We start from the raw sequence: 9,886 nt of genomic DNA, 5'->3' as shown, positions 1-9,886 counted from the left end.
CACCGGCCCCCGCACAATACGTCGGGATCAACCTGCCCGAGACCAAAACACCCCAAAAACTAGCCCAGTGACTCCACACAGCTTGACAATTTCCGCGCTCGCTCAGGTATGTGCCATATGCCGGGGGACCATCTTCATCTCGAGTGCGGGGGATGGATCTCGAGGCTTTCGTCATAAGTGAGCGGGCGTCGCTGGTGAGGGGGTCATAGGTGAGCGGGCGTCGCTGGTGAGGGGGTCATAGGTGAGCGGGCGTCGCTGGTGAGGGGGTCATAAGTGAGCGAGGGTTTCCTGGGTCAGACCCTCGGGCTGCGGAACTTGGAGAAACCCCGCCACAAACCGTAGACGGCGCCACCGACTGTCGCGGCTTTGAGGCCGAGCGTGGCGGCCCGGCGGCCGGAACGGAAGTCATAAACGGGCCAGTTGTTTTCCCGCGCATGGCGGCGAAGCCCGGCGTCGGGGTTGATGCACACCGGGTGTCCCACCAAGGTGAGCAGCGGGATGTCGTTATGTGAATCGCTGTATGCCCAGCAGCGCTTCAGGTCCAGGCCTTCTTCGTCCGCTACGCGCTGCACAGCCACGGCTTTGGCTGGTCCGTGGAGGATCTCGCCCACCAGCCGGCCAGTGTAGGCGCCGTCTTCAACTTCGCCCACGGTGCCCAAAGCGCCCGTCAGGCCTAGCCGTGTGGAAATGACGGTGGCGACTTCGATGGGCGTGGCGGTCACGAGCCAGACCTTCCGGCCGACACGAAGGTGCTGCTCTGCCAGGGCCTTGGTACCGGGCCAGATCCGCGACTCGATCATCTCGTCGTAGACCTCTTCGCCCAACTCCTTGATATCGGACACCTTGATACCGGCAGCGAGGATCAGCGCGGAATCCCGGACGGAATGGACGTCCTCCATTTTTTCGCCGCGCAGGACGAACTTGAACTGCTTCCAGGCAAATCCAGCGGCCTGGGAGAGCGTGAAGGCCTTGCGTTCATACATCTTCCGGGCGACGTGGAAGAGGCTGGCACCCTTCATCAGGGTGTTGTCGACGTCGAAGAATGCGGCTTCGCCGTGTTGCTGCGTTGCAGCCGGCGCGGTGGCCACAACGGCGTTCTTCTCGACGGGCATGCCTCGAGTCTAGTCAATCGCCCGGCCCACTGCCGTTCGCGACGGCTGTACCGACTCTAAAGCGATACCGTTGAAGCATGCCAAATCCCGACGTCGTACTCCTCACCAAAGCTGACTGCCACCTTTGCGCCGCGGCGCGTGACGCCGTCGAACGCGTGACTTCAAGCCTTGGCCTCACGTGGACTGAACAGTCGATCGACAACGACCCGGTACTGCGCGAGCGCTACGCCGAGGAGATCCCGGTGGTGTTCGTGGACGGAATCCAGCGGGATTTCTGGAAAATCGATGAGGCGCGATTGGTGCGGGTCCTGAAGAAGGCCATCACCGCCTGAACATGCGTGCAGAGCTTTGTTGGCAATAGAGTGGGAAAACAAAGCGACGCAATGGAGAAGAACGTGACTGCGCTGGAACCGTCCGCCGAAGCCGTACACGGGGACAAGGACTCTGCCGCGAAGCAGATACCGCCCGCGGCTGTGGCCCGGATGACGCTTTACCTGCGCGCTCTGAACTCCCTGCTGGGCGAAGGCGTGGAACGGGTTTCCTCCGAGGCATTGGCCGAGGCATCGGGAGTCAGTTCATCCACTTTGCGCAAGGACCTCTCCTACGTCGGCTCCTACGGAACGCGTGGTGTGGGATACGAGGTCCAGTACCTGAGCCGGCACATCGCGGCGGCGCTTGGCCTGACCCACGACTGGAAAGTGGCCATTGTGGGCGCCGGAAACCTTGGCAAAGCCTTGGCACGGTACGGAGGATTCGAATCGCGCGGTTTCGACGTGGTGGCGATCCTCGACGCCGATCCCATGGTCATCGGGAACGAAGTCGGCTGGCTGCGGGTCAGCGACGTCGCCAATCTTGAAACGGTCCTTCAGCGGACCGGCACCAACATGGTTGTCCTCGCCCTCCCGGCTGCAGTGGCACAGGACGTCTGCGACCGCGTGATCAGTGCGGGTATCCGCAGCATCCTCAGCTTTGCTCCTGTGCTGTTGCAGGTTCCGCCGTATGTGAATCTGCGCAAGGTGGACATGGCCACTGAGCTTCAGATCCTGGCGTATCACGCACAACGGGCACAGACTCCGCGCCAGGCCCTCTAGGCCAAGCCGGGTCTGCGCCCGTTGTCGGTTTTGCTTTCAGCTATTGGCCCTGTGGCCGTACTGCTTGCGGCCTAGCGGCCGTAGGCGCCGTCCTTAGCGTCCGTAAGGCGCCTGGCCGTAGGGGTTCGCGAACGGCTGGGCTTTCCGGAAATACGGCGCCGAGGCCGGCAAGTACAGCAGCACGATCGCGGCGACGCCCAAGAGGATGGTGATGGTGCCCATGCCGATCTGGGTCAGGCCCAGCAAAGAAATTGCGGCAAAGACCGTGCCCAGGATCCGGGCCCAGTTCTTCCCCTTGCGGACGTTGAACGCGACCAGTGCGTAGAGCCCGGCAAAGATCACCGAGAAGATAACCAGGCCGGTCACCAAAATGTTGATGAAGCTGGTGGTGTCTATGCCGGATGCGTTGGCTCCCTGCCCCGCCAATGCCTGATCCATCATGCTCTTGCCCGCGGGAGAGTTCAGCGTAGCGATGGTGAACGGAATGCCGATCAAGGTCAGCAAACCGGCTGCAAGCATGAGCCAGAAGGAGATGTTGACCAGCTGCGGGACTCCGGATGTCGCGGCGGGCTGCTGGCTCGGCCACGTGACCGGTCCGCCCTGGCCGTACTGCGGGACGGAAGGCTGGCCGTACTGCGGCGGCTGAGGTGCCTGCTGGCCGTACTGGGGAGCCTGCTGCCCGTACTGGGGTGCGGAAGGCTGCCCGTACTGGGGTGCGGAAGGCTGCCCGTAAGGCGGCTGCTGACCCGGCTGCGGTGCCTGTTGGCCGTATTGCGGTGCGTGCTCCCCATACTGCGGAGCTTGCTGGCCGTATTTCGGCTCCTCAGGGGCCGGATTCTCGCCGGGAGTGGACGGCGGGTAGGGAGGGGTGCTCATGGCATTCCTTTGCGTGTCGACTGCAGATACGGCTGCCGGGTGCAACGTGCCCTGCCCCCAGCTCGGCTTAATTCCACCGTACCCCGACGGCGCAGTGCTGGTGCTGATTCACGGGAAGAATTCTCGCTAAACAAGCTTCGGCGGATCTCCCGTGAACAGTGCGAAGACAAAGGGAAGGCCGCGGGGCCCTCCAGGGACTTGCCGCGGCCTTCAGCTATGTGTGCTGCGTTGTTGCTATACGAAGTGCTTCCTGGACTCCGGAAGCCACATCAAGACCGCAGCCGCGACCGCCACCGCCGAACCAATGAAGTTGAGGTTAAGGGTAGCTACCTGGACCAGCAGGGAGATCACCGCAAAGGCGCCCAGGATGGTCAGGACAAGTCGCGCCCAGCGGGAGCCCTCTTTGAGCCGAATGGCAATGAAGATGTAAAGGGCTGCGAACACGAGGCTGAAAATCAGGCCCACAATGCCGGGGCCTACCATCATCTCGCCGAAGAGGCCCCGCAGCGTGAAGATGTTGATGAAGCTGGCAACAATACCCAAGGCGGCAGCCGCGACCCACAACCAGTAGGAGATGGTCAGCTGCTGCGGCACTCCGGTGGTGTCCCGAAAGCGCTGCGCGATGTTGTTGAAGTCGAGTCCAAAAGTGTTCCGCGCCGGGGCCGCGTAGCCGAGCCCTGCGGGTGGGGCGGTATTCGGGCCCGCTGGCATGCCGTAGGCGGGTTGCCCCGGCTGCTGGTATTCGGGGGCGGGCTGCTGGTAGGAGGGAGGGGCCGGGTAAGAAGGAGGTGCTTGGTATCCCTGCGGAGTCTGGTAACCCGCAGGAGGGACATTGCCGGGCTGCGGTGGCTGGGCTCCGGGCTGTTGAGGCTGAGGAGCTTCGTTTGGGTTACTCATGGCATCACTTTAGACCTGAGGTTTAAGGATTCATAGGAAATTCTTGGCTAATTCGCCGCTAAATATCGGCTTTACGCCGAACAATAGGCGGGTGATACCGCAAGCAAAGAAATGGTGCCCCCGGGGCTGCGCACCGAATCGCGTGCAGCCCCGGGGGCACCATTCAGTCCGGGAACCCGGCGGATTAGGCGGCAGGTGCGATGAAAGCCAGTTCGAGGTTGATGGCAACCTTGTCGCTGACCAGCACGCCGCCGGCCTCGAGTACTGCGTTCCAAGTCAGGCCGAAGTCCTTGCGGCTGATGGTGGTCTCACCCGAGACGCCTGCGCGGGTGTTGCCGAAGGGGTCGACCGCCACGCCGTTGAACTCGGTCTCGATGGTCACCTCTTTGGAAACGCCCTTGATGGTCAGATCGCCCACGACGTCGAAGCCGTCGCCGTTGGCCTTGACATGGCGGGAGACAAATGTGATTTCCGGGAACTTCTCCACATCGAAGAAGTCCTCGCCCTTGACGTGGCCGTCGCGGTTGGCGTCGCCGGAGTCGAAGCTGGCGGTCTGGATGGTTGCGGCGACCTTGGAGTCGGTCAGGCCGCTGCCGAGTTCAAGGGTGGCCTCGGCCTCGGTGAACTGGCCGCGGACCTTGCTGATGCCTGCGTGGCGGACGGTAAAGCCGATCTCGCTGTGGGAGTTGTCGAGGGTCCAGACGCCGGTGGTGACGTTTGCGGGAAGTGTCATGGGGTTCTCCTTGGGAAGGTGTGATCGTAGCTTCATCGGGCGTTCGGCCGCACTTAGTTGAAGTGTCAACCGAACCTTGTGTCAAGTATAAACATGCAAATGCATCTTTTATTCCACCTTCAGGGAACATTCTGAAGAAACTTTCAGTTCTACGAAACGTAGAAGATTTCGGATCGCCCGCCTTCTTTGAGAAACTGGTAAACATGCCCCAAGCAACTGTCCATCTGCTCCGCCATGGCGAGGTCTACAATCCCGACGGCATTCTGTACGGCAGGCTGCCCGAATTCCACCTCTCCGAACGCGGCCGCGAGATGGCCAAGATGCTCGCGGACCACTTTGCTGCCCGCGTCGCGCAGGGGGCGAACATCGTCCACCTCGTCTCCTCACCATTGACCCGCGCACAGGAAACCGCCCTGCCCATTTCCGAGGCGTTGGACCTCCCGATCCACACGGAACCGCGGATCATCGAAGCGGAGAACCACTTCGAGGGGCTCAAGGCCAACATCGCCGAATTCATCAAGCCCAAGCACTGGTTCGAGTACCGCAACCCGCTGCGTCCTTCCTGGGGTGAGTCTTACCAGGACCAGGTCACCCGCATGCGTGCCGCCGTCGAGGATGCCCGGCTGAAAGCGATCGAACTCGGCGGCGATGGCGTCGAAGCCATTCTCGTCAGCCACCAGCTCCCCATCTACGCCACGCGCCTCAGCGCCGAGGGCCGGCCCCTGTGGCACGATCCGCGCAAGCGCGAGTGCACCCTGACGTCCCTGACTTCGCTAGTGTTCGACGACGGAAAGGTTGCGCGGGTGGAGTACAGCGAACCCGCCGCCGCGTTACTGCCCGGTACCGCGAAGACCCCCGGAGCATGACAATGGAACGCAACACCACCGGCCGCAAGACCAACGGCCAGAAGATCAATGCCGCCTTGACTTCGCGCCGCAGCTTCCTCGCTGTCGGGGGAGTGGCACTCTCTGCATTGACCATGGGCCTGTCCGCCTGTGCCCAGGAAGACGCCCTGGCCCAGCAGGCCAAAGCCGGCGACAACAAGAACTACGTCGCCGGAGACGGCTCGGTGACCGAATTCGCCAAAGCGGACCGCAAGGCCGCCGTCGGGATCAAAGGTACTTTGTTCGACGGAACTGCGGTGACCCCGCAGGACCTGCTCGGCAAGGTGACCGTCCTCAACTTCTGGTTCGCCGCGTGTGCGCCGTGCCGGGTTGAAGCCCCGATTCTTGAGGAACTGCACCAGGAGTTCAAGAGCAAAGGTGTCCAGTTCTACGGCGTGAACCTCCGGGACGAGAAGGCAACGGCGGACGCGTTCGACAAGACGTTCAATCTCACCTACCCCAGCTTCAACGACAAAGACGGTGCCGTGCTGCTGTCTGTCTCCGGCATTGTGCCTCCGGGTGCGGTGCCGACCACGCTGGTGCTGGACAAGGAAGGCAGGGTTGCCGCCCGCGTCCTGGGCGAGATCGAGAAGAGCACGCTCAAGGCACTCATCACCACCGCGGTTGCCGAGTAGGTGGCCCCGACAGCGTGAATAGTCCTTTCGCCGAGACCATCCTGAGCGGTTCCTTGCTGCTGGCCATCCCCGTGGCTTTGCTGGCCGGACTCGTCTCCTTCCTGTCGCCGTGCGTCCTGCCCCTGGTACCTGGCTACCTTGGCTATGTGACCGGGCTGACCGGCGTCGACCTCCAAAAGCAAAGGCGCGGGCGCATGCTCGCGGGAATCGGCCTGTTCGTCCTTGGATTCTCCGTGATTTTTGTCCTGCTCGGTGGTGCCTTCGGCCAACTGGGGACCCTCATTACCGGCCCGCAGAACGCCTGGATCACGCAATTGCTGGGCGTGCTGGTGATTATCATGGGCGTCGTCTTCCTGGGCGGCTTCGGGTGGTTGCAGCGCGACGCCAAAATCCATGCCAAGCCGCCTGCCGGGCTGTGGGGTGCCCCTTTGCTGGGCATCACGTTCGGACTCGGCTGGGCGCCCTGTATTGGTCCCACCTATTCCGCCGTTCAGTTGCTGAGCCTTTCCGGGGGATCGTCCGCGGCGAAGGGGGCGCTCCTGGCGTTTGTCTATAGTCTTGGCCTTGGCATTCCCTTCCTGTTGATAGCCCTCGCAGTCCGCCGGGGGATGGGTGTGATGTCCTTCTTCCGCAAGCATCGCCTCGCGATCCAGCGGATGGGCGGGGGCATCCTGATCCTTCTGGGAATCCTGATGGCCACGGGAGTGTGGGGCGCCTGGGTGACCGGGCTCCAGTACTGGTTCCAAACCGATGTGAAGTTGCCGATCTGATGAGCGAGCCCGTGCAAGGTAAAAAGAAGTCCAACAAGTCCGCCAGCGAACCAGCAGCTGACAACGCAGCTGACAACACAGCTGCCAACGCAGCTGACAACGCAGCCGACAAAGCTGACAACGCGAACCGCAAGGGGGTCGACAAGGCCAAGGCCGAAGCGGCACTGCCGGTCCTGGGGATCGTCGGCATGCTGCGCTGGGCCTGGACCCAGCTGACCAGCATGCGTACTGCGCTGTTCTTGCTGCTCCTCCTGGCCGTCGCCGCGGTTCCCGGTTCGCTGTTCCCGCAGCGACCGGCGAACCCTTCGATCGTGACGCAATACATCAGCGACCACCCGGACTACGGCAAGCTCCTGGATTCCCTGCAGCTCTACGACGTGTACTCCTCTGTCTGGTTCTCGGCGATCTACATTCTTCTGTTCATCTCCCTGATCGGTTGTGTCACGCCACGGGCCATCGCCCACTACAAGGCAATGCGTTCCCAGCCGCCGCGTACCCCTAAGCGTCTCTCCCGCCTCCCGGAGTACGGCACGTTTGTGCTGCCCGCCGACGCCGGGATCCCGGCGTCGAAGGCTATTTCGGATGCCGCCGCGGTACTGAAGAAGCGCGGCTACCGTGTGGAGGTGCGCGACGTCGACGCCGCCATGCCTTCCCTGGGTGCCGAGCGCGGCTTCCTCAAGGAAGTGGGCAACCTCGTGTTCCACGCTTCGCTGATCGGTGTGCTGGTTTCCGTTGCCGTCGGCGGGCTGTTTGGCTACAGCGGGCAACGCATCCTGGTGGAAGGCGATACCTTCGTGAACACCTTGGTGGGCTACGACCAATTCAGCCCAGGCACCAACTTCCAAAGCAGCTGGCTGCAACCGTATTCCATCCAGCTGAACAAGTTCGACGTCCAGTTCGACCGCGAATCGCCGGCGCACTTCGGGCAGCCCATCGACTTCACCGCCGACGTCACTACCAAGGACACTCCGGACGCCCCAGCCAAGAAGCAGGTCCTCAAGGTCAACGATCCCGTGACACTTGGCGATACCAGCATCTACCTGACAGGCAACGGCTACGCTCCTGTGGTCACCGTCCGGGACGGCGCCGGCAACGTCGCCATGCAGGGACCTGTAGTGGCCAAGCTGCAAGGTGACAACTACTACTCCTCGGTGGTCATCAAGGTTCCCGATGCCAAGCCCGATCAGCTCGGCTTCGCAGGCTTCTTCCTGCCCACGGCGATGGTTACGGACAAGGGGGTCGCCTACAGCGGCGATCCCTCACTTATCAACCCGCAGTTGAACCTCAACTCGTACTATGGGGACCTCGGCCTGAACAAGGGCGCCCCGCAGAACGTCTTCGAGCTCGACGTGGCCAAGCTGACCCCGCTCAATGGCCGCGGCATGGCCGATAAGGCCATCGCGCTCGCCCCCGGAGGCACCTACAAGCTTCCGAATGGCAAGGGCAGCATCACTTTCGACGGCGTCAAGAAGTACGTTGGCGTTGACATCCACCACAATCCGGGCCAGGCCACCGCGCTCGTGTTCGCCCTGCTGGCGGTCGCCGGACTGATTCTCTCCCTCTACTTGAACCGCCGCCGCGTCTGGGTCCGCACCGGAACCCACGACGACGGGCGCACAATGGTGGAGTACGGTCTCCTTGCCCGCGGCGAGGACCACAGGCTGGCCGGCGAAGCTGCCGCGATCCGCGAACTGCTGCAACGAGAATGGCTGCTCACCACGGAGCAGTCCACCGACACCGTTTCTTCCTCAACCTCGAAGGACCAGTAATGTTCCCCATCAACGAAACCATGGGCCAATACAGCGAGCTTTTCATGCTGCTCGCGGCCGGCACCTACACGGTGGCGTTCGTCGCTTTCGCGTGGGACCTCGCCAAGAGCAGCAAAATGCTGAAGGCTGTGGACCTGAAGGCGGCCTCTGCGGTGGCAGCCGAGGTCAAGGTTCCGGTCGCCGCCGGCCGTGCCGGTGGAAACGACGTCGGGGGACCTGCCGGCCGCACTGAGCGCCCGACGTCGGCGATCACCTCCGTCAGCCAGACGGCCGGCGGTGACATGAAGTACGCCGCCGAGCGCCGCATTCCGGCCCGCGCGGCGGTGGCAGTGGCGATCATCGGCGTGGTAGTCCATGGTGCCGGGGTCATCACCCGAGCGTTCGGCGCAGGCCGCGTGCCGTGGGGCAACATGTACGAGTTCCTGACCACCGGTGCGTTCCTCGTGGTTGCAGTCTTCCTGCTCTCGCTGATCCGCCGCGACCTGCGCTTCCTGGGCACCTTCGTGCTGGGCCTCGCTGTGATCATGATGGTGGCAGCATCGGTGACCTACTGGACCCCGGTAGGCCACTTGGTTCCGGCACTTCAAAGCTACTGGCTGGTCATCCACGTCTCCATCGCCGTGATGTCTGCATCCTTGTTCACCTTGACGTTCGCCATGTCGGCACTGCAGTTGCTGCAATCGCACCGGCAGAAAACCCTGGCGGCGGGCGGCGTGGACAAACTGGGCTTCATGCGGCTCGTCCCGAACGCGTTGAGCCTGGAGAACCTGTCCTACCGCATCAACACCGTGGGATTCGTCGGCTGGACCTTCACCCTCATGTTCGGCGCGATCTGGGCCGAGAAAGCCTGGGGCCGCTTCTGGGGCTGGGACACCAAGGAAGTCTGGACCTTCGTGATCTGGGTGGTTTACGCCGGATACCTGCATGCCCGCGCCACCCGCGGGTGGACGGGAACCCGCGCGGCCTGGTTGTCGATTGCGGGATACCTGTGCGTGATCTTCAACTTCACCGTGGTCAACGTGTTCTTCAACGGCCTGCACTCTTACTCGGGACTCCCGCAGTAGGGCTTCCCTCCGAAGTGGCGCCTTGCCCGTCCTGACCCTTTTTGAATTAACGACG

The 9,886-nt window shown here is 62.8% G+C and carries 11 protein-coding genes; 7 read left to right on the top strand and 4 right to left on the bottom strand.

Annotated features, from left to right (window positions below; translation table 11 throughout):
* Positions 1-293: 293 nt before the first annotated feature.
* Positions 294-1,112, bottom strand: a complete 819-nt coding sequence (locus AB0O52_RS22475; RefSeq protein WP_364542620.1) for an HAD-IB family hydrolase — start codon at positions 1,110-1,112, stop codon at positions 294-296.
* 77 nt (positions 1,113-1,189) lie between these two features.
* Between AB0O52_RS22475 and AB0O52_RS22470 the strand changes: the two genes are divergently transcribed.
* Together AB0O52_RS22470 and AB0O52_RS22465 are read left to right on the top strand one after the other, a co-directional pair.
* Positions 1,190-1,444: a glutaredoxin family protein gene (locus AB0O52_RS22470; RefSeq protein ID WP_364542617.1), complete on the top strand. Its 255-nt coding sequence runs from the start codon at positions 1,190-1,192 to the stop codon at positions 1,442-1,444.
* 63 nt (positions 1,445-1,507) lie between these two features.
* Positions 1,508-2,203 (top strand): redox-sensing transcriptional repressor Rex, encoded by a 696-nt coding sequence (locus tag AB0O52_RS22465; protein ID WP_364542615.1) that lies wholly within the window; start codon positions 1,508-1,510, stop codon positions 2,201-2,203.
* A 93-nt stretch (positions 2,204-2,296) separates the two neighbouring features.
* On the opposite strand, the gene AB0O52_RS22460 is transcribed toward AB0O52_RS22465, so the two are convergent.
* The 3 genes from AB0O52_RS22460 to AB0O52_RS22450 all read right to left on the bottom strand — a co-directional run bounded on the left by AB0O52_RS22460 (position 2,297) and on the right by AB0O52_RS22450 (position 4,709).
* The gene (locus AB0O52_RS22460; RefSeq protein ID WP_364542612.1) at positions 2,297-3,079 is read right to left on the bottom strand and encodes a hypothetical protein; all 783 of its coding nucleotides are present in this window, start codon (positions 3,077-3,079) and stop codon (positions 2,297-2,299) included.
* A gap of 234 nt (positions 3,080-3,313) precedes the next feature.
* Entirely contained in the window at positions 3,314-3,976 is a 663-nt protein-coding gene (locus AB0O52_RS22455) for a hypothetical protein (protein ID WP_364542609.1), read from the bottom strand.
* A 184-nt stretch (positions 3,977-4,160) separates the two neighbouring features.
* Positions 4,161-4,709 carry a YceI family protein gene (locus AB0O52_RS22450; protein ID WP_364542606.1) on the bottom strand — a complete coding sequence of 183 codons (549 nt, stop codon included), beginning with the start codon at positions 4,707-4,709 and terminating at the stop codon, positions 4,161-4,163.
* 203 nt (positions 4,710-4,912) lie between these two features.
* Between AB0O52_RS22450 and AB0O52_RS22445 the strand changes: the two genes are divergently transcribed.
* The 5 genes from AB0O52_RS22445 (at position 4,913) to ccsB (ending at position 9,831) form a co-directional block, all read left to right on the top strand.
* Positions 4,913-5,575, top strand: coding sequence for a histidine phosphatase family protein (locus AB0O52_RS22445; RefSeq protein WP_364542603.1), 663 nt, complete (start codon positions 4,913-4,915; stop codon positions 5,573-5,575).
* Between the two features lie 113 nt (positions 5,576-5,688).
* The gene (locus AB0O52_RS22440; RefSeq protein ID WP_364542623.1) at positions 5,689-6,228 is read left to right on the top strand and encodes a TlpA disulfide reductase family protein; all 540 of its coding nucleotides are present in this window, start codon (positions 5,689-5,691) and stop codon (positions 6,226-6,228) included.
* A 14-nt stretch (positions 6,229-6,242) separates the two neighbouring features.
* A complete protein-coding gene (locus AB0O52_RS22435) occupies positions 6,243-6,998 on the top strand; it encodes a cytochrome c biogenesis protein CcdA (RefSeq protein ID WP_234748778.1) in 756 nt (251 codons plus the stop codon).
* On the top strand, positions 6,998-8,767 hold the full coding sequence (locus tag AB0O52_RS22430) for a cytochrome c biogenesis protein ResB (protein ID WP_364542600.1): 1,770 nt from the start codon (positions 6,998-7,000) through the stop codon (positions 8,765-8,767). Before AB0O52_RS22435 ends, AB0O52_RS22430 begins: the two co-directional genes overlap by 1 nt.
* Positions 8,767-9,831 carry a c-type cytochrome biogenesis protein CcsB gene (gene ccsB, locus AB0O52_RS22425; RefSeq protein WP_364542598.1) on the top strand — a complete coding sequence of 355 codons (1,065 nt, stop codon included), beginning with the start codon at positions 8,767-8,769 and terminating at the stop codon, positions 9,829-9,831. The genes AB0O52_RS22430 and ccsB overlap by 1 nt, the downstream gene beginning before the upstream one ends.
* Positions 9,832-9,886: the final 55 nt, after the last annotated feature.

It is taken from the genome of Arthrobacter sp. NPDC080073 (assembly GCF_040686575.1).
Lineage (GTDB): Bacteria > Actinomycetota > Actinomycetes > Actinomycetales > Micrococcaceae > Arthrobacter.
This window is presented reverse-complemented; position numbering and strand designations above follow the sequence as displayed.